General features: G+C 70.5%; 13 protein-coding genes and 1 pseudogene. 9 read left to right on the top strand and 5 right to left on the bottom strand.

All coding sequences use genetic code 11. From position 1 onward, the window contains the following. Positions 1 to 512 precede the first annotated feature (512 nt). On the top strand, positions 513 to 2054 hold the full coding sequence (gene hutH / locus ACFYM0_RS19960; protein ID WP_388503599.1) for a histidine ammonia-lyase: 1542 nt from the start codon (positions 513 to 515) through the stop codon (positions 2052 to 2054). Positions 2055 to 2136: 82 nt separating this feature from the next. Here the strand turns inward: hutH and ACFYM0_RS19955 are convergent, their stop codons facing one another. Further along, positions 2137 to 2427: an LPXTG cell wall anchor domain-containing protein gene (locus ACFYM0_RS19955; RefSeq protein WP_327254622.1), complete on the bottom strand. Its 291-nt coding sequence runs from the start codon at positions 2425 to 2427 to the stop codon at positions 2137 to 2139. A 164-nt stretch (positions 2428 to 2591) separates the two neighbouring features. Between ACFYM0_RS19955 and ACFYM0_RS19950 the strand changes: the two genes are divergently transcribed. The 5 genes from ACFYM0_RS19950 (at position 2592) to ACFYM0_RS19930 (ending at position 7767) form a co-directional block, all read left to right on the top strand. Continuing rightward, a complete protein-coding gene (locus ACFYM0_RS19950) occupies positions 2592 to 2876 on the top strand; it encodes a hypothetical protein (RefSeq protein ID WP_266880772.1) in 285 nt (94 codons plus the stop codon). Positions 2877 to 2991: 115 nt separating this feature from the next. Continuing rightward, complete coding sequence (locus ACFYM0_RS19945; protein WP_388503077.1) at positions 2992 to 4269, top strand: Ig-like domain-containing protein; 1278 nt, start codon at positions 2992 to 2994, stop codon at positions 4267 to 4269. Between the two features lie 159 nt (positions 4270 to 4428). Then, complete coding sequence (locus tag ACFYM0_RS19940; RefSeq protein ID WP_388503076.1) at positions 4429 to 5910, top strand: ABC transporter permease; 1482 nt, start codon at positions 4429 to 4431, stop codon at positions 5908 to 5910. 118 nt (positions 5911 to 6028) lie between these two features. Beyond that, positions 6029 to 6706 carry an ABC transporter ATP-binding protein gene (locus tag ACFYM0_RS19935; RefSeq protein WP_266880775.1) on the top strand — a complete coding sequence of 226 codons (678 nt, stop codon included), beginning with the start codon at positions 6029 to 6031 and terminating at the stop codon, positions 6704 to 6706. Positions 6707 to 6786: 80 nt separating this feature from the next. Then, complete coding sequence (locus ACFYM0_RS19930) at positions 6787 to 7767, top strand: GNAT family N-acetyltransferase (protein WP_388503072.1); 981 nt, start codon at positions 6787 to 6789, stop codon at positions 7765 to 7767. 8 nt (positions 7768 to 7775) lie between these two features. On the opposite strand, the gene ACFYM0_RS19925 is transcribed toward ACFYM0_RS19930, so the two are convergent. Next, positions 7776 to 8690, bottom strand: coding sequence for a helix-turn-helix transcriptional regulator (locus ACFYM0_RS19925; RefSeq protein ID WP_388503069.1), 915 nt, complete (start codon positions 8688 to 8690; stop codon positions 7776 to 7778). A 226-nt stretch (positions 8691 to 8916) separates the two neighbouring features. Here ACFYM0_RS19925 and ACFYM0_RS19920 point away from each other — a divergent pair, with 226 nt between their 5' ends. Then, positions 8917 to 9963 (top strand): NAD(P)-dependent alcohol dehydrogenase, encoded by a 1047-nt coding sequence (locus ACFYM0_RS19920; RefSeq protein ID WP_388503068.1) that lies wholly within the window; start codon positions 8917 to 8919, stop codon positions 9961 to 9963. A gap of 170 nt (positions 9964 to 10133) precedes the next feature. Continuing rightward, positions 10134 to 12311, top strand: a complete 2178-nt coding sequence (locus ACFYM0_RS19915; RefSeq protein ID WP_388503067.1) for a sulfatase-like hydrolase/transferase — start codon at positions 10134 to 10136, stop codon at positions 12309 to 12311. 90 nt (positions 12312 to 12401) lie between these two features. On the opposite strand, the gene msrA is transcribed toward ACFYM0_RS19915, so the two are convergent. The 3 genes from msrA to ACFYM0_RS19900 all read right to left on the bottom strand — a co-directional run bounded on the left by msrA (position 12402) and on the right by ACFYM0_RS19900 (position 21169). Next, a complete protein-coding gene (gene msrA / locus ACFYM0_RS19910) occupies positions 12402 to 13067 on the bottom strand; it encodes a peptide-methionine (S)-S-oxide reductase MsrA (RefSeq protein WP_388503064.1) in 666 nt (221 codons plus the stop codon). A 163-nt stretch (positions 13068 to 13230) separates the two neighbouring features. Next, the gene (locus tag ACFYM0_RS19905) at positions 13231 to 13890 is read right to left on the bottom strand and encodes a hypothetical protein (protein WP_388503062.1); all 660 of its coding nucleotides are present in this window, start codon (positions 13888 to 13890) and stop codon (positions 13231 to 13233) included. Positions 13891 to 13900: 10 nt separating this feature from the next. After that, entirely contained in the window at positions 13901 to 21169 is a 7269-nt protein-coding gene (locus tag ACFYM0_RS19900) for a polymorphic toxin-type HINT domain-containing protein (protein WP_388503060.1), read from the bottom strand. Between the two features lie 383 nt (positions 21170 to 21552). Between ACFYM0_RS19900 and ACFYM0_RS19895 the strand changes: the two are divergent. Further along, positions 21553 to 23815 (top strand): annotated as a pseudogene (locus ACFYM0_RS19895) (hypothetical protein); the annotation flags it as partial.

The following is a 23815-nucleotide window of genomic DNA, read 5'->3' as shown; positions in this document are numbered from 1 at the left end:
CCCGCCCCGCCCCGGCGAGCCGCGGCCCCGGCTGGTTCGGCCCTGCGGGGCGAAGTCCCCTACCCGCCCTTCCGCCGTTCCCCGGGCGCTGCCCGGACCCCGGTCCTCAAACGCCGGACGGGCTGGAAGGGGCGAGGGCGTTTCAGCCCCGTCGGCGTTTGAGGCGTGGGGTGCCGGGGGGCCGGCCCCCGTGCGGCGGTGCGGCACCCGGCATGGGTCCGGGCGGAGCCCGGGGAACGGTGGAAGGGCGGGCAGGGGAAACCGCCCCGCAGGGCCCGGCCACCCGCACCCGCCCACCGGACCTCCCCGCCGGGACGGTGGTGGCGGAAGTCCCGACCGGCCATCGCCGGACGGAGTTCGGCGCGGTGGGGCGAAGCCGGGGAGGCCCGCCAGGGCCGCACCGCGCGAGCGGCGCCTCGAAAGGGTGGCGGCCCGCCGGGGCCGCACCGTGCGGGCGGCGCCTCGGAGGGGTGACATGAAGGGATTCAGTCCGTAGGCTGCTGAATATGGATATGCACACTGTCGTGGTGGGAACGTCCGGGACCACCGCCGAAGACGTGATCGCGGTCGCCCGCGGCAATGCCCGCGTCGAGCTTTCCGGCGAGGCCGTCGCCGCGCTCGGGCGGGCCCGGGAGATCGTGGAGGCGCTCGCCGCGAAGCCCGAGCCCGTCTACGGGGTGTCCACCGGGTTCGGGGCGCTCGCCTCCCGGCACATCAGCCCCGAGCTGCGCGCTCAGCTCCAGCGCAACATCGTCCGCTCGCACGCCGCCGGCATGGGCCCGCGCGTCGAGCGCGAGGTCGTGCGTGCGCTGATGTTCCTGCGGCTGAAGACCGTCGCCTCGGGTCACACCGGCGTCCGGCCGTCCGTCGCGCAGACGATGGCCGACGTGCTCAACGCCGGGATCACCCCCGTCGTGCACGAGTACGGCTCGCTGGGCTGCTCCGGCGACCTCGCCCCGCTCTCGCACTGCGCGCTCGCGCTGATGGGCGAGGGTGACGCGGAGGGCCCCGACGGGACCGTCCGTCCGGCCGGGGAGCTGCTCGCGGAGGCCGGGATCGAGCCCGTCGAGCTCCGCGAGAAGGAGGGCCTGGCCCTCCTCAACGGCACCGACGGCATGCTCGGCATGCTGGTCATGGCCCTGGCCGACCTCGGCAAGCTCTACACCGCCGCCGACATCACCGCCGCGCTGACCCTGGAGGCGCTGCTCGGCACCGAGAAGGTGCTCCAGCCCGAGCTGCACGCCATCCGCCCGCACCCCGGCCAGGGTGCCTCCGCCGCGAACATGGCCGCCGTCCTAAAGGGTTCCGGGCTCGTCCGGCACTACCAGGAGGAGACCGCCCCGCGCGTGCAGGACGCCTACTCCGTGCGCTGCGCGCCGCAGGTCGCCGGCGCGGGCCGCGACACCATGGCGCATGCCGCCCTCGTCGCCTCCCGCGAGCTGGCCTCCGCCGTCGACAACCCGGTCGTGCTGCCCGACGGGCGCGTGGAGTCCAACGGAAACTTCCACGGCGCTCCGGTCGCCTACGTGCTCGATTTCCTCGCCATCGCCGCCGCCGACCTCGGGTCGATCGCCGAGCGGCGCACCGACCGGCTGCTCGACAAGAACCGCTCCCACGGCCTGCCGCCGTTCCTCGCGGACGACGCAGGCGTGGACTCCGGGCTCATGATCGCCCAGTACACACAGGCCGCCCTGGTCAGCGAGATGAAGCGGCTCGCGGTCCCGGCCTCCGCCGACTCGATCCCCTCCTCCGCCATGCAGGAGGACCACGTCTCGATGGGCTGGTCGGCCGCGCGCAAGCTCCGTACCGCCGTCGACAACCTCACCCGGATCGTCGCGATCGAGATGTACGCGGCCACCCGCGCCATCGAGCTGCGCCACGGGCTGACCCCGGCGCCGGCCAGCCAGGCCGCCATCGCGGCGGCGCGTGCGGCGGGAGTGGAGGGTCCCGGGCCGGACCGGTTCCTCGCGCCCGACCTGGCCGCCGCGGACGCCTTCGTTCGTTCGGGTGGTCTCGTGGACGCCGTCGAGGCCGTCACGGGCCCCCTGGCCTGAGGTTTTTGTTTCGAGCTGTTCGAGCGAAGGGTGCGGCCCCGGGGGATCCCGGGGCCGCACCCTTCGGCGTGTCCGGTGGCCGCTACGCCGTGCGCGAGCGGCGAACGGAGAAGGCCACGAAGCCGGCTCCGGCGCCCAGGAAGAGCGTGCCGCCGAGCAGGTAGGGCGTGGTGTCCACGCCGCCCGTGTCGGCGAGCTCGAGGGCGGGGCCGGGCGCGGAGGCGGCCTGGACCCGGGTGTTCGCGGCGGCGGGCGCGCCGGAGGCGGCCTTCGCGTGCTCGGGCGCGGTGGCTCCCGCCGAGGGGACGAACCACAAGGCGGCGAGGAGGGTGGTCGCTCCGAGAGCGGTGAGTGTTGATCGGCGTGCGGACACGGTGCGATCCCCCTTGTGGCAGCAGCGAATTGGCCCCGTGCGGTGATGCTACGGAAAGGGGCGGGTCGTGGGAAAGTCGGGGCTGCCGCGGGATTACTCTCCGTCGTATGAACCCTTCTGAGAACTCACGATACGTACGCCTTCGGGTGGATTTGGTACTTGAAGTGCCGGACGTCGACGCGCTCACCGGAGCCGCCCTCGCGCACATCAAGGCCGACGAGTTCATGCCGGACGAGGAGCGCGGCCACGCCGAGGCGGCCGTCCGGGAGGACGAGTCGGAGGCGCTGGCCTACCTGGTGGACCCCACCGACCTGGTCGCGGACATCCCCGGCGTGGAGCTCGCACAGGCCTCCTGGAGCAGCGAGCCCGTGGAATACGACCCCGAGTCCATGGAGTGGGACCTCGACGAGGAAGATGGGGAGCTCGACGAAGAGACTGACAACGCCTGACGGTGGGGTTGACCACATTCGAACGGAATGTGGCAGCACCTCGGGGTGTAATGCGTTGTCAGGACGAGGCAGGGGGTCATGCCCCCTGCCCGGGGAGTTCGGGGTTCCGGCAACGATGGAGTGGCGTGTGAGGACGGACAGTAAGCGGCGGAGAAGGTCCCTGGTGGCCATATCCGCCGTACTCGGCGGCGTACTGGTGCTCGCGGGATGCGGTGGCGACGACGGCGGCAAGACGCCGAAGTCCAACGGGGAGGCCTCGGCCAAATCCCAGGCGGACGTGGACGCGGCTGCGGCCAAGGACGCCTCCAAGGCCAAGATAGCCATCACGCCCAAGGACGGCGCCACCAACGTCGGCCTGAACGACGCGGCCACCGTGGCCGTCACCGAGGGCACGCTCACCCAGGTCGAGCTGAAGAGCTCCGAGGGCACGAAGGTGGCGGGCAAGATAGCCGCCGACGGCAAGAGCTGGAAGCCGGACGGCGCGCTGAAGCGCTCGACCAAGTACGCCCTGTCGGCGACCGCGAAGGACGAGGCGGGCCGCGAGGCGCACGAGAACGCCTCCTTCACCACGGTCTCCCCGCAGAACAGCTTCGTGGGCTCCTTCATCCCGGACGCGGGTCAGACCGTCGGCGTGGGCATGCCGGTCTCCATCACCTTCGACAAGCAGATCAAGGACAAGAAGGCCGTCCAGGCGGGCATCACCGTCACCTCCAGCAGCGGCCAGGAGGTCGTGGGCCACTGGTTCAGCACGCAGCGGCTGGACTTCCGCCCGGAGACCTACTGGAAGGCCGGCTCCACCGTCACGCTGAAGCTGGCGCTGGACGGGGTCCAGGGCGGCCCGGGCATCCAGGGCGTGCAGAGCAAGACCGTCACCTTCAAGATCGGCCGGAGCCAGGTCTCCACGGTCGACGCGAAGTCGAAGAAGATGACGGTCACCCGTGACGGCGCGGTCCTCAAGACCATCCCGATCTCGGCGGGCTCCCCGGAGAACCCGACCTACAACGGCCAGATGGTGATCTCCGAGAAGTTCAAGGAGACCCGGATGAACGGCGCCACCGTCGGCTTCACGGACGACGACGGCAAGGGCGAGTACGACATCAAGGACGTGCCGCACGCGATGCGCCTGTCGAACTCCGGCACCTTCGTGCACGGCAACTACTGGGGCCCGGACTCGGTCTTCGGCAGCGCCAACACCAGCCACGGCTGTGTCGGCCTGAACGACGCCAAGGGCGCGAACGACCCGAGCCAGCCCGCGGCCTGGTTCTACGACAACTCCCTCATCGGAGACGTCGTCACGGTCGTCAACTCCCCGGACAAGACCATCAAGCCGGACAACGGCCTCAACGGCTGGAACATGAACTGGGCGGACTGGAAGGCCGGCTCGGCCGTCTGACGCGCCGGCACGGCAGCCGAACCCCGCGACGGACGGCGGGGAGCCCCGACCAGGGAGCTCCCCGCCGTCCGTCTGTGCGTCGCCTGTGAGTTCGCGTTCTCATCCGGCTCTTATGGACGGCTTATCCGACCGTCACGGGTGCTGCCTACTTTCGGCCGCATGTTCTTCACCTACCTCCGGCGCGAACTGCGCCGACGCAGGAAGGCGGCGCTCGTCGTCGCCTCCGGACTCGCGCTGGGCATCGCCCTCGTCATCGTCGTCACCTCCGTCTCGGCGGGCATGACGCAGGCGCAGGGCAAGGTCCTCCAGTCGCTCTACGGCCTCGGCACGGACATGACCGTCACCAAGGCCCAGGCCCCGCCCGCGGAGGGGGAGACCGCGACCCGGCCCCGGTTCCGGTTCGACGCGAAGGGCGAGGGCGACGCGGAGGACGGGGCCGAGCAGAGCAGTGACCTCGTCATGCCGCAGGGCTTCGAGACCCTCGACGCCGCGACCGTGGCCAAGGTGTCCGGCCAGGACGGCGTCGCGCAGGCCGTCGGCGGACTCAGCCTGCAGGTGATGAAGGTCAACGGGCAGTTCAAGCGCGGGGAGTTCAAGCGCGCGGAGGGTGGCGGCACGGCCGCCAAGCCGGGCGCCACCGGCGGCGGTACGGGCGGCACGGTCGAGGGCGGCGGCGCCGACTTCGACGTCAACTCCTTCTCCGTCTACGGTGCGGACGTCACCCGGCCCGAGCTGGGCCCGCTCACCACCTCCGAGATCACCTCGGGCCGCACCTTCGCGGCCGGCGAGACCGACGCGGCCGTCGCCGTCGTCGACAGCGCCTACGCCACCAAGAACAAGTTCGCCGTCGACTCCGAAATCACCGTGAAGGGCGCCAAGTTCAAGGTGATCGGGATCGCCACCGCCGACAGCGGCGACGCGGCCGCCAACGTCTACGTCCCGCTCAAGCAGGCCCAGACCCTCGCCGGAACCCCCGACAAGATCACCACGGTCTACGTCCAGGCAAAGGACTCCCAGGCCATCGGCTCCGTCAAGCAGGCCATCCAGAAGAACGTCCCGGACACCACCGTCACCACCTCGGCCGACCTCGCCGACACCGTCTCCGGCTCGCTCTCCACCGCAGCCTCGCTCGCCTCCACCGTCGGCACGTGGCTCTCGTACGCGGTCCTCCTCGCCGCCTTCCTCGTCGCCGGCCTGCTGACCTCCTCGGCCGTGTCCCGGCGCGTCCGCGAGTTCGGCACGCTCAAGGCACTCGGCTGGAAGAGCGGCCGCGTCACCGGCCAGGTCGCCGGCGAGGCCCTGGTCAACGGCCTCATCGGCGGAGCGCTGGGCATCGGCCTCGGGCTCGGAGCCGCCTACGCCATCACCGCGATCAGTCCGCAGCTGACCGCGCAGCTCGCGGGCGGCGCCGGCCGGCTCCAGGGCCCGGGCGGCGGGGGCGGGGGTGGCGGCGGGATGATGCGCTCCGCGCAGCAGAGCGCCGGCAAGGCCCTCGACATCGCGCTCACCGCGCCCGTCTCGCTCTCCACCATCGGGCTGGCCGTCGCGCTGGCCGTCGCGGGCGGACTGATCGCAGGCGGCTTCGGCGGCTGGCGCGCTTCCCGGCTGAGGCCGGCGGACGCACTGCGCCGCGTCGAATAGCCCGCGGCCGCAGGTTCGTACGGCTGTGCGTCCTTCTGCGTGTGCAGCCCCGCGCATCCCTGACGGCCCGCCTGCCCGCCCGTCCCACCGCCCCGCAACCCGAGGGAACGAACCAGAGATGTACCAACTCACCGGTGTCACCAAGCGCTACCAGCGCGGCAAGGAATCCATCGACGCGCTCGCCGGCGTGGACCTCACCATCGAGGACGGCGGCCGCCTCGTCATCCAGGGACCCACCGGCGGCGGCAAGTCCACCCTGCTCCAGATGCTCGGCGCCCTGGACCGCCCGACGGCGGGACAGATCGTCCTCGACGGACTCGACCTCGCCACCGTCTCCGAATCGCGCCTCACCCGGGTCCGCGCGGAGAGCATCGGCTTCGTGTTCCAGTCCTTCAACCTGATCCCGACGCTCACGGCCCAGGAGAACGTCGAGACGGCCCTCGTCCCGCTCGGGCTGAAGGCCCGCGAGCGGCGCGACCGGGCCGCCGAAGCGCTGGACTCCGTGGGTCTCGGCGAGCGGATGGGGCACCTGCCCGGGGAGATGTCCGGCGGCCAGCAGCAGCGCGTGGCCATCGCGCGGGCGCTGGTGAAGCGGCCGAAGGTGCTGCTGGCCGACGAGCCGACCGGCAACCTCGACGAATCCATGCGCGACGAGGTCATGGAACTGCTCGAAGGGCTGTGGAAGGAACACGGCCTGACCTTCGTCATGGTCACCCACGACAGCGCGCTCGCGAAGCGGGCGCCGCGGGTGGCGACGATCCGCCGGGGGAAGGTGACCGTCACCGAAAACGCCTGAGACCGCCACCGAAAACGCCTGAGCGCCCCGCCGCGCTCCGGTTCGGGGCCCGGTTCAGGGTCAGGTTTAGGGTCCGGAGCATGACGATCACCCCACTCTCCGTACCCCCGACCGACACCGAGGTCGACCACTGGTGGGCCGTCCTGGCCGCGGCCAGGACGGCAGACCTGCCGGGGACTCCGCCGCCCTCCCGGACGGAGGTGGCCGGAGCGCTGCGGGTGCCCTCGGCGCGGGGGCGCTCGCTGCACTGGGCGACGGACGACGCCGTCGCCTCCCTGGTCCTCTTCACCGACGGAGCCAACGACCACACGGCGTTCCTGGACGAGCTGACCGTACGGCCCGACGCGCGGCGCCGCGGTGTGGGAGCGGCCCTGTGGGCGCTGATCCGCGAGGAGCTCCTCGCGGACGGCCGGACCTCGGTCGCGGCGGAGCTGGACCTGGGGGGTCCGGGTCAGGCGTTCGCCGAGTCCCTGGGCTTCGAGAACGTCCTGTCCATGGCCTGGTACGTACAGGACGTGCGGGAGGCGCTGTGGGTGCAGGGTGCGCGGGCGGCGAAGGGGGAGACGGTGCCCCTCGCGCCCGGCTACGAGCTGCACTGCTGGCCCGGGCTGGTGCCGGACGACCGGGCGCGGGCGGTGGCCGAGGCCCACGGGGCGATGGAGGACGCGCCGATGGGGGAGCTGGACCAGCGGATCCAGACCTGGACGGCGGAGCGCCTGCACGCGGCGCAGCGCAAGATCCTGGACCGGGGAGGCGCGCTGACCACGGTCGCCGCCGTCACCCCGGACGGCGCGGTGGCGGCCTACACCGAACTGGTCCTCCCCGACCCGGCGGGTCCGCGCGCGCTCCAGTACGACACGGTGGTGGTCCCCGCCCACCGGGGCCACGGCCTCGGCCGCGCGGTCAAGCTCCGGATGCTCACGGAGGCGGCGACCCGCCACCCGGACCTGCGCACCATCGCCACCTCGGTGGCGGACGACAACACCCCGATGCTCGCGGTCAACGCGGCCCTGGGCTACCGGCGCGAGCGCGGGCTCGGGTACTTCCAGCTGACGCTGTAGCCGCCGCCCTACGGGGCGGATTCCCCGACCGGACCGGGAGCGTGCTCCCGGTCCCGGTCCCGGTCCAGGCCCGGGGCCGACGCGGACCAGGAGGCGAGGAGGCTGAGGGCGTCGGCCGACGGGGAGCCCGGGGGTGCGTGGTAGGTGACCAGGAACTGCGCCGGGTCGTCCGGGAGGGCCAGGGTCTCGAAGGACAGCCGGAGCTCGCCGACCAGCGGGTGGCGCAGCCGCTTGACGCCGTGGATCTTGTTGTCGGCCACCGTGTGGGCCGCCCACAGCCTGCGGAACTCCTCGTTCTTGACGGACAGTTCACCGACCAGCGCGGACAGCCGTTCGTCGTCCGGGAACTGCCCGGCGTACACGCGCAGATTGCTCACCACCTCGCACGCCCGGCATTCCCAGTCCGCATACAGCTCCGCCGTCGCCGGGTCCAGGAACACCAGCCGCACCAGGTTCCGCTCCTGCGCCGGGAGCTTCCCGAAGTCGCCGAAGACCGCCGCCGCCAGCCTGTTCCAGCCTATGACGTCCTGCCGCCGCCCGACCAGGTACGCCGGTACGCCGTCCATCGCGTCCAGCAGCGTCCGCAGCTCCGGCCGGACCTGCTCGGGGCGCGGGGCCTGGCGGCGCTTGCGCGGCTTGGGGCCGGCCAGGTGGCTCAGGTGCGCGCGCTCCGTGCCGTCCAGGCGCAGGGCCCGCGCGATGGCGTCGAGGACCTCCGCCGACACGTTCTGGCCGTGGCCCTGCTCGAGGCGCGTGTAGTACGCGACCGACACCCCGGCCAGCTGCGCCAGCTCCTCGCGGCGCAGGCCGGGGACCCGGCGGTGGCGCCCGTAGTCGGGCAGGCCCACGTCCTCGGGGCGCAGCCGGGCGCGCCGGGAGCGCAGGAACTCGCCGAGCTCGGCTCGCTGATCAAGCTGGTCCATTACCCCAGTATCCCCGCGCGGGGGCGCGGACCGGGGGTGTCAGCCTGACCCCGCCAAGGGTAGGTCCGGCAGACCTAGGCAGGGCAGGGGGATGGGTGTCCGGGGCGCAGGAGTGCAGGCTGTGAACACACAGCGGAACCGCACCACACGTCCGCACCGCAGGTCCCCGCACCGCGGGTCCCCACACCACAGGTCCCCGCACCGCAGTCTTCCGAGGAGCCCCACCGTGTCCGTCACCCAGGTCGCCGCCTACGCCGCTCCCGCGCCCAAGGCCCCGCTGGAGCGCATCACCGTCCCGCGCCGTCCGGTCGGCGCGCACGACGTCCTCATCGACATCAAGTTCGCCGGCATCTGCCACTCCGACATCCACCAGGTCACCGACGGCTGGGGCGAGGGCATCTACCCCATGGTCCCGGGCCACGAGATCGCCGGTGTCGTCACCGAAGTCGGCTCCGGAGTCACCAAGTTCGCGGTCGGTGACCGCGTGGGCGTCGGCTGCTTCGTCGACTCCTGCCGCGAGTGCGAGCAGTGCCTCGCCGGGCAGGAGCAGTTCTGCGCCAAGGGCATGACCGGCACGTACAACTCCCTCGACAGGAACGGCGAGCCCACGTACGGCGGTTACTCCACGCACGTCGTCGTCGACGAGAACTACACCGTCCGCATCCCCGACGGCCTCGCGCTCGACATCGCCGCCCCGCTGCTGTGCGCCGGCATCACGCTGTACTCCCCGCTCAAGCACTGGAAGGCCGGCCCGGGCAAGCAGGTCGCGGTCGTCGGCCTCGGCGGCCTCGGCCACATGGGCGTCAAGATCGCCCACGCGCTCGGCGCGGAGGTCACCGTCCTCTCGCAGACCCTGCGCAAGCAGGAGGACGGGCGGGGGCTGGGCGCCGACCACTTCTACGCGACGAACGACGAGGCCACCTTCAAGGAGCTGGCCGGCCGCTTCGACCTGATCGTGTCGACCGTCTCCGCTCCGCTCGCCCTCGACGCCTACCTGGGCCTGCTCAAGGTCGACGGCGCCCTGGTGAACGTCGGCGCCCCCGAGGAGCCGGTCTCGCTGAACCTGTTCTCCGTCATCGGCGGCCGCAAGACCCTGGCCGGCTCGATGATCGGCGGGATCGCCGAGACGCAGGAGATGCTCGACTTCTGCGCGGAGCACGGGCTCGGTGCGGACATCGAGCTGATCCGCGCCGATGAGGTCAACGAGGCCTACGAGCGCGTCCAGTCGGGCGACGTCCGCTACCGCTTCGTCATCGACACCTCGACCATCTGACGGCCGGCCCGCTCCCGGCGGGCCCCGTCCGGTACCTGTTCGGCCCCCGGGGCGCGCTCTGCGAGCCCGCTCCGGGGGCCGTCACACGTTCTTCATGCCCCGTGCATGGTCTCGGCGGCCCTCCGCGCGGACGATCTTCTCATCAGCCTTCGGCCACCGGGGAGTTCGAGATGTCCAGCCGCCGCCATTTCCTCGCGGGTTCCGCGGCCGCCGCCGTCGGCCTCGCCGCGCTCCCGCAGGCCGTCCGGCCCGCACGGGCGGCCGCCGCCGGGGCGGAGGGCCCGCCCAACCTCGTGGTGATCCTGGCCGACGATCTGGGCTACGGCGACCTGGGCGCGTACGGCCAGAAGCTGATCAGCACCCCGCGCATCGACCGGCTCGCCGCCGAGGGGCTCCGCTTCACCGACGCCTACTCCGCGGCCGCGGTCTGCGCTCCCTCCCGCGCCGCGCTGCTGACCGGCCTGCACACCGGCCACGCCGCCGTCCGGGCCAACCCCTCCAGCGGCGGCCAGGGCAGCCTCGGCGCGGGCGACACCACCTTCGCGGAGGTGCTCCGGGCGCGCGGCTACCGTACGGGCCTCTTCGGCAAGTGGGGCTTCGGACCGGAGGCCGGTGACCAGCCGAGCCACCCGTCCGCGCGCGGCTTCGAGGAGTTCTACGGGTACATCGACCACGGCCACGCCCACGAGTACTACCCGGCGTACCTGTGGAACGGCAACGCCAAGGAGACCGTCCCGGCGGGCACCTTCGCCCCCGACGCGATCGCCGCACGCGCCCTCGGCTTCATCGACGCCCACGCCGCCGGCCCCGCCCCCTTCCTGCTCTTCCTCACCCCGAACCTCCCGCACGCCCCGAGCGAGATCCCCGACGCGAGCGCCTACGCCTCCCGCTCATGGACGCAGGCGAACAAGTCGCACGCGGCGCAGATCAGCCTCCTCGACGCACAGGTCGGCGCGATCGTCGACCGGCTGCAGGCGCGGGGCGTCGCGGGGCGCACGGTCGTCCTGGTGGCCTCCGACAACGGCCCGCACGAGGAGGGCGGGGTCAACCCGGACCTCTTCGACGCCAACGGCCCGCTGCGCGGCTACAAGCGGAACCTGTACGAGGGCGGCGTCCGCGTCCCCCTCGTCGCCTGGTCCCCGGGCCGGATCGCCCCCGGCACCACCAGCGCCCGCCCCACCCCGCTCTACGACCTCCTGCCCACCCTCGCCGACCTGGCGGGCGGCGCCCCGGCCCCCTCCGACATCGACGGGCTCTCGGCGGCCCCCGTCCTGAACGGCGCCCCCGCGCTCGCCCCGGTCCACGACCACCTGTACTGGTACCGGGACGAGCAGGGCGTCACCAGCCGGGCGAACACGCAGGACGGCGGCCGGGCGAAGCAGGTCGCGGAGGCCATCCGCAAGGACCGGTGGAAGGCCGTACGGTTCGCCCCGGCGCGGGACCGGACCGTACCGGACGCGCAGTGGCAGTTCGAGCTCTACGACCTGACGGCGGACCTCGGCGAGAAGAACGACGTGGCCGCCGCGAACCCGGCCGTGGTGGCCTCCCTCACCGCCCTGCTCCGCTCCTCCTGGGCGGACACCTACGTCCGCCGCCCGTGGGGCCTCGCGGCGGCCGCGGACGCTTCGGCGGCCACCGTCACCACGACCGTCTCGAACGGCACGGGCCGCCCCTGGCCGGACGTCCGCGTCACCCTCCCGCTCCCCGCAGGCTGGACGGCCGCCCCGGCGGGCCCGGCCGGCGCGGCCTCCCTCGCCCCCGGCGAGGCCCTCACCACGACGTGGCGGGTGACCGCGCCCGCGACGGCGGAGCCCGCACTGCTCCTGGCGCAGGCCACCACCTCGTCCGGCCTGGGCTTCACCGCACCCGCCCGCTACGCCCCGCTGCCCGCCCCGCCCACGCGGGACGGCTACCTCAGCGACCTCCCCTGGGTCTCGGCGTCCAACGGCTGGGGCCCGGTCGAGATCGACCGCTCCAACGGAAAACAGCCGGCGGGCGACGGCACCCCGATCGCCTTCGGCGGGGTCACGTACGCGAAGGGCCTCGGCGTGCACGCCCCGTCGGAGATCGTCTACCACCTGGGCGGCCGCGGGAACCGCTTCACCGCCCTGGTCGGCATCGACGACTTCTCGACGAAGCAGTCGTCGGCCGGAGGCACCCGCGCGATCGTGCGCGGCGACGGGCGCACGCTGGCCACGACGGGCCTGCTGACCGGCGCCTCGGGACCGACGGCGCTCGACGTCGACGTACGGGGGGTACGGCTGCTCCAGCTGGTGGTGGAGGATGCCAACGCGAAGTCGTCCTTCGACCACACGTCGTGGGCGCTGGCGCGGGTGACGGTGCTCTGAGCCGGTCGCTCCGGAGCACGCACGAGGCCCCGGCCCCCGCGCTTCGCGGGTGCCGGGGCCTCGTCCGTCAGCCGGTCGTCCGTCAGCCGGTCAGCCGTCGGCGCGGGCCACGCCGATCGGGCAGCTCACGCCCGTGCCGCCGATGCCGCAGTATCCGCCGGGGTTCTTGTCCAGGTACTGCTGGTGGTACGCCTCCGCCGGCCAGAAGGGGCGCTCCGAGGCCGGCAGGACGGCCGTGGTGATCGTGCCGTAGCCGGAGCCGGTCAGGACGCGCTGGTAGGCCTCGCGGGAGGCCTCGGCGGTGGCCTGGGCGGCGGGGGAGTGGGTGTAGAGCGCCGAGCGGTACTGAGTGCCGACGTCGTTGCCCTGGCGGAAGCCCTGGGTGGGGTCGTGGGACTCCCAGAAGAGCTTCAGCAGGGTTTCGTAGGAGACCAGGGAGGGGTCGAAGACGACCCGGACCACCTCGGTGTGGCCGGTGCCGCCCGAGCAGACCTCTTCGTAGGTCGGGTTCTCGGTGAAGCCGCCCTGGTAGCCGGCGAGGGTGGTCCACACGCCCGGGGTCTGCCAGAACTTGCGCTCGGCGCCCCAGAAACAGCCGAGGCCGAAGTCCGCGACCTCGAGGTGGGCGGGGTAGGGGCCCGCGAGGGGGTTGCCGAGCACGGTGTGCACGGCGGGCAGCCCGAAGAGCGGCTCCGCGCGGCCGGTCAGGGCTTCCTCGCGGGTGGGGAGCTCGGGCGTGCGGCGGTACGAGAACATGGATTCCCTCCTAGTGGTCTACCGGTAACGGCGGAGGCCGGGCCGGGATTCCCGCGGTACGCCCGGCCTGCCGGCCCCGGCCCGCCGGTTCCGGGCGCGAGGGGCACGAAGAAACCGCGCCAGGCAGGCCTGGCGGGGTTTCGACTTCATCGGGCGGTCGGGATCACTCCCGGGTCAGGGCGGTCCGCAGGTAGGCGATCAGATCGCCGGCCGGCACTTCGACCCAGGTGCTCGCGGGCACACCCACGCGCAGGACCTTGTAGGACTTCTCGCCCAGTTCCTGCACGAGGACCTGGCGGCTCGCCCCGTCCGCCGCGTCCACGCGGAGCCGGACGGCACCGTGCGAGATCGTGGGATAGAAGACCCGGAGCGTCTCGTCCTCGTGGATGCGGCGCATCAGGTCCCATTGCGGCCTGTGGAATTCGGACGACAGGAGGTCGGCCCACTGTGCAGAGGCAGGCTCTCCGTTTTCGATCGCCCGGACGAATGCGTCGAGCCGTACGAACGTGAACTTCGCCTCGAACTCGTCGAACGCCATGCCTTCGCGCCATGCGGTGAGCGCTTCCACGAGCAACCCGAGATCATCCGTGGATCCGATGGGCCAGGTGAATTCCGGAACGTAGACGCTCACCAGGAAATTGCGCTGCTCGGTCGAAAGGTCGACCGATACGACGCCGCGTACCGTATCGATCTTCGCGACGCCGGACACCGAGTGCACTGACCCGATGTCGCAGCCGCGCAATGCGGCGACCTCTGTCATGGCCTGTGCGAGGTCACCCAGAGCGGCCACGTCCGGGTAAAGATCTTTCCGGGGGGTTTCCATGTTCCCTTCCTCAGCGGCCGAAGGATCGGCACCAGCATGCGCCGATGCTCGAACCCTTCACGGGGTCGAGGGCTCCTATCAGCTTCGATAGATCCGGCAGGGGCACATCGTCCAGGGCCATGGCTCCCTTGGGGCCGGTCGGGGAGTAGAAATTGACCGTATCCCATCCGCGCTGACCGTTGGCGACAGCTCTGGCGATCAAGGACATCTCGTAGTCCGTGGCATGTCCGGCCTCGCCCGCCGTGAGGCCGCGCTGCGCAGCGGCCATGAAGTCGCCCTTGTCCCGCAGGCCCGTCATGTTGACGTGCAGTGTCACGTTCGAATCGGCGATTTCCTTTTCCACGATCTGGGCGTAAGTGTCCCGGGTCGCGTTGGAGAGGGTCGTGTGCCCCTCCGACCTTGCCCATTCGTCGAGCGCACCCTTCCGCTGCCATCCCAGAGCCAAGTTGCAGTTGTGGACGAGGGCCGGGGCGGCACCCGCGAGCACGTAGTAGGTGTGGAAGTCGCTGACGGTGAGGTTGTGGGTGGTGACGGCGTGGGGGTAGTTGCGCGCCGCCGTGACGGTGAGGGTGGTGCCGCCCGGCTGGCGAAGCTGTTCACCGGTGGTGAGTTCGCCGGCGTCGACCCACTGGTTGCGGGTTTCGCTCCAGTAGGGGTGGTGGTAGGTCGAGGTGACCTTGGCACCGGCGGCGCGGGGGTTGGCGTCGTCGGTGAGGGTGAGGTCGGTGAAGTCCTTGTCGTCGGGGGTGGTGATGGTGGTGGTGACGGTCTTGGGGAGGGTCTGGCCGGTCTGCGGGTCGGTGGCCATGACCACGTCGCCGTCCTTGACGTCCTCGATGGACTTGGCCGTGCCGTCGGCCATCAGGACCTGCACACCCGCGGGGAAGCTGTTGCATCCGGTGGCGGCCGCCGGTGCGTCGCCTCCGCCGGTGTTCTTCGCGGAGTCGGCTTCGTCGGCCACTGATTTCGCCTGGGTTCCCGCGCTGTCGCTGGCGGATTCCTTGGCTGCCTTCTCCGATGCGGCTTGGGCTGCCTTGGCTTCGGCGTCGCGGGCTTCCTTCAGTGCCTTCTTCGCCGTGCTGTAGGCCTCGGAGGCCTTGGATGCTCCGCGTTCGGCCTCGTGGATGGCGTCGTAGGCCTTGTTCATCTCCTTGTAGATCTTGAAGGCCTTGATGCCGACCTTGACGGCCTTGAAGAGCTTGCCCCAGGGGACGAAGTTCAGGGCCGTGTTGATGCAGGCCATCACGTCGCCCTTGGTGAAGCAGTCCCGGGCGTCGTTGTATCCGATGAGGTCACCGACCACGTCGATGACTTCGTCGATCAGCTTGTCGCGCTTCTTCTTGGCGTTGGTGACCTTGTTGTTCGCCTCGTCCAGGGCCGACCTGTCCGGCTCGTCCTGACTGGTGCCGCCGGTTTCCCAGAGATTGCCGGCGCTCTGGCTGTCGTCGGGGCAGTTGCTCTCGCACCTCCACATCAGAGCCAGGCCGCTGGGGTCCGATGCGTTGACGGGACTGTTGTTGGAGTAGGCGTAGGCGTTCCACTGCTGCGGGTCGCCTGCGTTGATGATCGGGTCGGGGCTGATGAAGCGTCCGGTGGTGGGGTCGTATTCGCGGGCGCCCAGGAGGGTGAGTCCGGTGGACTTCTCCTTGGTGCCTCCGATGAATCCCTTGTCCCCTGCCCAGGCGCCGGGGGCGGGCTGGGTGCCGCGCTCGTTGCCGAACGGGTCGCTCGCGCGTCGGACGTGGCTGAGGTCGGAGGCCTTGAACTGGACTCCACCGGTGCCGTGGTGGTCCGCGCCCTGGTAGGTGAACGCGGACGTGCTGTTGCCGGTGGTGCGGGTGACGGACAGGCCGCCGGGCATGCCGTAGGTGCGGACGTTGGAGACCTTGCCGCTGGCGGTGTCCAGGGTGAGCTGGTCGGCGCCGATGGTGAGGGTGGTGCTGGTGGGGTCGCGGCGGATCAGCTGGTTGCCGCTGGTGTCGTAGAGGTAGCTGGTGCCGGCGCTCTCGCCGGTGCCGACGATCTTGTCGAGCTTGCCCTTGCCGTTCCAGGTAAGGGACTTGGTGCCGGCGGTGTTGGTGATGCCGGCGGTGTTGCCGGCGGCGTCGTAGGTGTAGGAGGTGACCTTGGTTCCGGACGGGCCGGTCTCGGTCGAGGACATCAGTGCGTGCGGACCACCGGTACCGCCGCCCGTCTGCGGGTCGGTGGACGGGGTGTTGCTCTTCGGGCCGAACGTCTGGGCGATCGTGACGTCCTTGGCCGCGTTGCCGGTGACGTCCTTCTTCACCAGCTTCTTGCGGTTGCCGATCGCGTCGTACTCGTACTGCTGCCAGTACGGAGCCGTACCGCCCACGCTGGGCTTGCCGGTGCCGTCGACCTTCGGGCCCGTGCTGTTCGTGCAGCCGCCGATACCACGGACGCTGGGCGCGGGGGCCGTGGTCTGGGTGCCGGTGTCGGTCCAGGCCTGGGTCAGGCGCCCGAGGTAGTCGTGGGTGAAGCACTGCAGGTCGCGGCCGGTGCCGTCCTGGGTGTCACCGATCGAGGTGATCAGACCGGCCTTGTTGTAGGTGTAGTCCAGGACGTCGACGCTCGCGGTCGCGGCGGTCTGCTTGTCCAGGGTGGAACGGACCGGACGGCCGGTTCCCGCGTCGAAGTCGGTCGTGGAGACGACCTGCATGCCGGTGTCGCCGACGGTGGTGCGGATGGCCCGCCCGTAGGGGTCGTAGCGCACGTCCACGAGGTACGGGGTCTTGGTGAGCCCGATCTTGCCGCCGATGGAGGTCAGGTTGCCCGCTACGTCGTTGCCGTAGGTCACCGTCTCCACGCCGAGGCCGGCCTTGGGGATACCGGGCAGGGCCGCGGTCTTCAGCTGGCCGTATGCGTCGTAGGTGTTGGTCGTCTCGTAAGTGCCGGCCAGTTCCTTTTCGGTCGCCGGGATGGTGACCTTGGTGCCGAGGGGGCGGTAGCCGCCGTCGTAACCGGTGACCTCCGTGACGTAGGCGCTGCCCGTCTTGCCACCGACATAGCGGGTGGTGCTGTCGGGCTTGCCGAGCTTCTTGGCGTCGTACGTGAACGCGCCGACCTGCTTGGCCGGGTCCACCGCTGTGCCCTCGTACGTCGCGACGGGACGACCGAGGAGGTCGGTGACCGAAGTGGCGCTCTTGAGGCGGGCATCCGTGGAGGTGGACAGGTTCTTCTTGCTGTCGTAGACCGTGGTGCTGGTGCCCGAGTCGGGGTCGGTGGTCTTGACGACACGGCCGAGGAGGTCGTAGGCGAAGGTCCACTCGTTGCCGGCGGAGTCCTTCCGCGACAGCTCCTGGCCCTGGGTGTTGGTTACGGTCGTCGTGTCGTCGTAGGCACCGGTGGGCGTGTTGGCCTTGTACTGGCGCAGGATCGAGGTGGTGCCGTTGGTGATCGTCGCCGTGGCGAAACCGCCGGGCGGCGGAGTCTGCCGTACTTCGTCCACGCCCAGGTAGTCGGTCTTGGAGCGGGACTGCTCCACGCCGAAGGACTGGGAGATGGATGCGGTGACGCGGCCGAGGCCGTCGAAGACGGAGACGGTCTGGGCCGGGATCTTGCTGTCGGGCTGGACGCCGCCGTTGGGCAGGAACACGGCCGCGGAGGGCGCGCCCTGGTCGGTGTAGTAGGCGGCGCTGGTCTTGACCTGCCGACCGTGGGAGTCGAACAGCGCGTCCGTGATCATCCGGCCGGCGACGCCCGAGGGGGGCGAGGCCTGGGTCTGGCGGACGCGGCCGAGGCCGTCGTAGATGGAGTAGCTGGAGGTGTAGCTGTTGTCGTTCATGAGCGCCTGGCTCAGAACGGCGGACGGCGCGTTGGTGCCGTTCATCGTGTAAGAGAACTTGCGGACCGGCAGGTCCGTCGTGGAGTCCTGACCGGGCTGCCAGATCTTCACGACCCGCCCGAGCGCGTCATACGTACGCTCGGCGACGTGGTTGTTCTCGTCGGTGCTCTTCAGCGGCTGCGAACGGCCGATGTCGAGCGTGGTCGTCGACTTCCAACCCAGTGGGTTGGTGTGGGTGATGGTGTCCGGCAGGACGCCCGTGGCCGGGGAGTACTCGGTCGTGGTGACGGCGCCACCGGGGTGGGTGGCGTCGGTGCGGACCTTGTTGGTGTTGCTGGTGACGCGGCCGTAGGCGTCGTAGGTGGAGGTGGAGTTGAGACGGTAGACCGGCTTGCCGGTGCCGTCGTACTTCTCCAGGACCTCGGTGCCCGTGCCGTCCGCGGTGGCTCCGACCTGGCCGTAGGCCATGCCGTCGAAGTACGAGCGGGTGTCACCGACCGTGTTGGCCGCCGTCGGGGTCTGACCGCAGACACCGGAGATGACCAGGGTGCGGGAGGCGAGCTCGGTGACTGCCCCGCCCGGGCCGGTCGGGTACTCGAAGGTGGTGCACAGACGCTGGTCCGTGCGGGAGATGTCGCTGTTGTCGTCGACCTGGAGGGGCCGGGTGACGAGCGTCGTGTCGTACGTCGACGAGCGCTCGGAGGTGCGCCAGCTGCCGGAGGCGAGCTTCGCCCGGGTGGTGACCTTCGCCGTGTTCAGTGCACGGGCCGTGATCGCGGGCATCCCGGCGGACTGGGCGCGGGTCGCGGTGACCGGGCCGAGCCACGGCGTGGTGACCTCGTCCCCGATGACGGTTCCGTCGACGCCGTCGCGGTCGTATGTCTGGGTCTGGCGGACGAAGCCGGACAGGACCTCTTCGTCCTTGATCGTCCCGCCCTGCGTGTCGGTGACGTTCACGCTGCGCTTGGTGCCGTTGGCGAGGACGTCGCCGTCCATACCGCGCAGGTACGTCACCACGCTCTTGGTGCGCGGGGCTTCGCTCGCGTTGCCGTTACCGGTGCGGGTGGTGACGGTGGCGTAGCCGCGGAACTGGTCCCAGGTGCGGGTCTTGGCGTCGGTGAATTCTGAGTCGTTGCGGTGCCAGGCGATGCCGCCGCCGTACTCGTAGTCGGTGACGGTGGAGACCTGGCCGCCGACCTTGTCCTGCTGGGTCACGGACTGGACGATGACCTTGTTGAACCAGTCGTTGACCGGGTCCGCGAAGGACTGGCCGGGCAGGTACCACTTGACCGGCATGCAGGCCATCGTGTTGCCGTCCTCGGAGGACGGCATCGTGCCGTTGAGGCGCGAGCACTCGGGGGCCTTGTAGGCGACGTTGATCTGACCACCGGTCTCGGTGGTGATCGTCTGGATGCGCGGTCGCCGGTAGCTGGGCGCCGAAGCGTCGGTGCCGTCGGGGCGGCGGACCACGCCGTCGACACGGTTGGGGAACTGCGTGGCCTGGAACAGGACCGCGGGGAGCTTGATCGCGGTCTTGCTGTTGGTGGCGTTGCGCTGGATCGAGTCGAGCCACAGGGTCGGGGACGTGCCGTCACCCGGGTCCTGGAAGGACTGCTTGAGGTCGTACCAGTCGACCGTGCGCCACGCGGTGCCCGTCCAGACCTGACTGGCGATCTGGGTGAACTTCTTCGTCGTGAAATAGGTCGGGGACAGGTTCAGGCACTGGCCGGTGGCCGGGCATTCCTGGTCGATCGGGGTGTCGGGCCAGGAAGCGGCGTTCGCCTTGACCCGCTGGGCGGTGTCGGTGCAGGTGACCGCACCGATCACGACACAGCGTTCGGCGTTCTTGATGTTGATCTGGACGGCCGGCTTCGCGAGGCCCTTCGCGGTGATCTGCTCGGGCAGGCGCTGGCCGTAGCCGATCCAGGTCGGGTAGGAACCGCGCTGGTACTTCGTGTTGGTGCCGGTGCCGCCGTTCTGGCCACCGCCACGCCCGTAGAAGTTGTCTTCCTGCTCGTACCGGTAGGAGACCAGGTTCTGGTGCGGGTCCACGACGTAGTCGAGGTTCCACTGCCAGCCCAGCTGCTGCCACGTACCGTTCGCCGGAGTCGTCGCGCCCAGGCACTTGTCCTGACCACTGTTGAAATACACCGGCACCGTCGAGACGGACTTGGCCTCGGGGTCGGTGCCGTCGCCGCCGGGCAGGCGGTTGGAGCCGAAGTAGTACTGGGTTCCATCGGTCGTGGTGACCTTGAAGCCCTCGCCCTTCCAGGCCGCGTTGCGCTGCCCGGTCAGACGCTCGATCTTCGTACCGTCCTCACCCTGAAGGTGATAGACGCACGAGGTGTCGTCCCGGACGATCTGGCCCGAGTGGCCTGCCAGGTTCAGGGACAGGATGTCCCCGGCCCAGCATTCGTCACCCGACTCCGCGATCCCCGCGTCCTTACAGCCCTTGTAGGAACGCGAGATCGAGCCAGGACTCCAGTCCCAACCCTCACCAAAGCCACTGGACTGCGCGTTCGTCGACGCCGTACGGCCATCGATCGAGGACGAGTCGTAGGCCAGGCCCACATCCGGGCCCGCGCCCGCGATCGCGGAGGGAACCTCGACGGTGTAGCCGTAGGTGAAGTTCGCCGCGTTCGCGCCGGCCTGCCACGACATGGACGGCGCGATCGGCGTCGCGGTGAAGTCACCACTCGCACCCGACGGACCCGCCTCCACCGCAAGCGCAACCGCCTGCGACGCCAGCATCTGCGGCGCATCCGACGGAGCCGACTTGAAGGCAGTCGCCTTCGTCTTGGGTGCGTCGATCTCCGCGACCAGACGGCCCGAGGCGTCCTTGCGGGAAGCGACCGGGGTCCGGGCCGTGCAGCCCTTCGCGCCCGGAGTCGTCAGCGCGCAGTCGGGAAGACGCACCACACGCGCACGGTCCGCCCAGTTCGCGCCAGTCGTCTTCGCCAACGCCGCGACGTCGAAACCGACCTGGACCTTGCCCGAAGCAGCGCTGCCCGCCGCGTCGGTCAGAGCGACGAGGACGCCCCCGACACCCGCCGCACGCGTCTTCGCCTCGTCCTTCACCTCCACCCGAAGCGAACCCTCACCGGAACCGGAACCAGAAGCGGAACCGGAAGTAGCGAGCTCCGACAGCTTCGCCGAACGGTTCACCCCCTTGGCGGGAGCAACCCACACGGGCAAAGAGCCGGCCTGAACCGACTTTCCTGCGCCTGCGGTTGCCGCTCCACCGGTAATGGAGAGCGGAACGGTCGCGGAACCGGACGGGGCCTTCGCCTTCTCATCCGGCTTCCACGCCTTACCGGCCGGCGCCTTGGCGTTGACGGGCTTGGCATTCGAGCCCTTGACGGGCTTGGTCTGCGGGAGCGCCGTATTCGGCGGCACCCACACCTTCGGCGGCTTCGCCACCGCTTCGACCGCGGGCAAGCCCAGGCCGGAGATGAACACCGCAAGCACGGCGACCATCGCAACATGTGGCCGTCTCGCGCGCGCACGCGAAAGCAAACCACCCTGACGAGACAACAAACTTCCCCCACAAAAAGGAACGACAAAGGCCGGCTCTGGCAGAGGCCGGACAGCGCACCTTAAGGACGGGGGGTTTCAATCGTTAAATTTTCCTTAGGATCTTCTTACATGATCAATGTCACTTGACGGCCAACATAACCCTTATTGAGGTGAACCGGGCATACCGTGCTTATGAAATCTTGACAGGTTTTCGGCCAGCAAGGAACGTGCGCGTGACCTTCGTTCACCGACGCACATAGCGAGGACCTCTGCGCATGAGGCCATCTTCTTCATCTTCCGACGCCAGACCGGGGACCCTCCGGCGTCGGCGGGCATCCGCGGCCGTGATGCTTCCCGTCGCGGGCGCCGTCGTGCTGTCCCTCGGCGCCGGGCTCATCACCGCCCCGGGTGCCTTCGCCTCGAACGGGCCGGCCGACAGCAACTGGCCTGCCTCGACCCCCAAGCCCGAGCCCACCGCCGAGCAGAAGGCTGTGGAAGCGGCGCTGGCGCAGGCGAAGAGCAGCGGCAAGCGCGTGGTCATCGAGCACCTGACGACCGGCAACTCGCAGACGTTCGCCAACCCGGCCGGCACCCTCAGCGTGGACGCCGCCTCGGCGCCCGAGCGGGTGAAGCAGGCGAACGGGTCGTGGAAGGCGATCGACACCACGCTCCGGGTGAACGCCGACGGGACCATATCCCCGGCGGTCGTTCCGTCCCCGCTCCGCATCTCCGGTGGCGGTAGCGGCCCGATGGCGACGATGGGCACGGCCGACGGCAAGAAGCTGGCCTTCAAGACGCCCTTCAAGCTGCCCAAGCCCACCCTCGAGGGCAATGACGCGCTCTACGAGAACGTCCTGCCCGACGTCGACCTGCGTCTGACCGCCACCCGGCTCGGTGGCTGGAGCCAGGTCCTGATCGTCCACACCGCGCAGGCCGCAGCGAACCCGGCGCTGAAGAAGATCCGCCTCGGCGTCGACGCCCCCGGGCTGAAGACCACCGCCGACGCAGCCGGCAACATCAGCTTCAACGACGCCCAGGGCAAGGCCCGCTTCACCAGCCCCACCTCCTTCATGTGGGACTCCACGAAGAAGGCCACCCCTGAGGCGGCCGCCCCGCAGGGCGGCAGCAAGAGCGGGAAGTCCGCCGCCGCGAGCGGCTCGAGCGGATCGGACGCCCCGTCGTCGGCGCCGGCCTCCGCCGACCGGGTCATCGCCTCCAGCGCGGACGCCCCCGGCGACACCGCCAACGTCAAGCCCATCGGCGTCAAGGCCGATGCCACCGGCATCGACCTGATCCCCGACACCTCGCTCCTCGGCCAGGGCACCGGCCCCTGGTACATCGACCCGGGCGTCAACCCCTCCGCCGACAGCGCCAACCAGGCCTGGTCGCAGGTCCAGGAGGCGTACCCGGACACCAACGAGTTCAACGGCACCTCCGACGGCCAGAACACCCCGGCCTCCGGCTACTGCGGATACTCGACCTGCACCCGCAAGGGCCGCGAGCGCGCCTACTTCCAGATCGGCATCAACTCGGGCATCCACGGTGCCGAGGTCCTCGACGCGCGGCTCTACGCCACCGTCGTGTCCTCCTCCAGTCCGAGCACGGCCACGCCGATGGGTCTCTACCACAGCCCCACGGGCATCAGCAGCCCCACGAGCTGGAACCGGCAGCCCTGTGACAAGGCCTCGCGCATGGGCGGCTGCACCAAGATCGGTGGAGCCACCATCTCGGGCACCGGTGAGATCCAGTACAACGTCACCAGCCAGATGAAGAACGCGGCCTCCGGCCGCTGGTCGACCTTCACCTTCGGTCTCGCGCCGGACGACGAAGGCAACATGTACTACCGCCAGCGGTTCAGCAACACCCCGCACATCGTCACCACGTACGACTTCCAGCCCCACATCGGCAACCCCCGCACCAGCCCGACCCCGGGCTTCGCCGGCACCGGCACCTACTCCGCCTGCACCACCCCGGGTGCGGCCCAGCCCTGGGACAACCCGGGCTGGATCGGCGCCAACACCAACATCCAGCTGACGTCCGAGACCTGGTCGCCCACCGGCCGCCAGCTCCAGACGACCTTCCAGATCTGGGACGACGACGCCGCCGGTGCCTCCGTGTGGCACCAGACCGGCTGGAACGGCTCCGCGGGCGACGCCGTCGTCAACGCCGGCGCGCTCATCGAAGGCCACCAGTACGGCTGGACCTCGCGCACCACGGACGACACGCTGACCAGCGCCGAGAGCAACTGGTGCTTCTTCCGCGTCGACCGGACCCCGCCGTCCGCAGCCGTGACCTCGACCGACTTCCCGCTCTCCGGTACCACCGGTGGTCACCCCAAGCGTGTCGACGAGTCGGGCACCTTCACCCTCGCCGGTGCGGACAACGCCCCGACCACCGGTACCAACCGCAGCTCGGGCCTGGCCTGCGCCCGCTGGACCACCGACCCGGTCAAGGCGGCCTCCGACTGGAACTGCACCGACACCGACCCGCAGATCATCAAGACGTTCACCGCGGGCAAGGCCAACATCACCTACACCCCGCGCGCCTGGGGCACCAACTACCTCTACCTCCAGACGCAGGACAACGCGGGCAACATGTCCCAGCCCG

It is taken from the genome of Streptomyces sp. NPDC006487 (genome assembly GCF_042870555.1).
Classification (GTDB): Bacteria; Actinomycetota; Actinomycetes; order Streptomycetales; family Streptomycetaceae; genus Streptomyces.
This window is presented reverse-complemented; position numbering and strand designations above follow the sequence as displayed.

Excerpts from the sequence above, each read along its gene's own strand:
- hutH (WP_388503599.1), top strand. The coding sequence starts at position 513 with ATGCACACTGTCGTGGTGGGAACGTCCGGGACCACCGCCGAAGACGTG.
- ACFYM0_RS19945 (WP_388503077.1), top strand. The coding sequence starts at position 2,992 with ATGGAGTGGCGTGTGAGGACGGACAGTAAGCGGCGGAGAAGGTCCCTG.
- ACFYM0_RS19940 (WP_388503076.1), top strand. The coding sequence starts at position 4,429 with ATGTTCTTCACCTACCTCCGGCGCGAACTGCGCCGACGCAGGAAGGCG.
- ACFYM0_RS19935 (WP_266880775.1), top strand. The coding sequence starts at position 6,029 with ATGTACCAACTCACCGGTGTCACCAAGCGCTACCAGCGCGGCAAGGAA.
- ACFYM0_RS19930 (WP_388503072.1), top strand. The coding sequence starts at position 6,787 with ATGACGATCACCCCACTCTCCGTACCCCCGACCGACACCGAGGTCGAC.
- ACFYM0_RS19925 (WP_388503069.1), bottom strand. The coding sequence starts at position 8,690 with ATGGACCAGCTTGATCAGCGAGCCGAGCTCGGCGAGTTCCTGCGCTCC.
- ACFYM0_RS19915 (WP_388503067.1), top strand. The coding sequence starts at position 10,134 with ATGTCCAGCCGCCGCCATTTCCTCGCGGGTTCCGCGGCCGCCGCCGTC.
- msrA (WP_388503064.1), bottom strand. The coding sequence starts at position 13,067 with ATGTTCTCGTACCGCCGCACGCCCGAGCTCCCCACCCGCGAGGAAGCC.
- ACFYM0_RS19905 (WP_388503062.1), bottom strand. The coding sequence starts at position 13,890 with ATGGAAACCCCCCGGAAAGATCTTTACCCGGACGTGGCCGCTCTGGGT.
- ACFYM0_RS19900 (WP_388503060.1), bottom strand. The coding sequence starts at position 21,169 with ATGGTCGCCGTGCTTGCGGTGTTCATCTCCGGCCTGGGCTTGCCCGCG.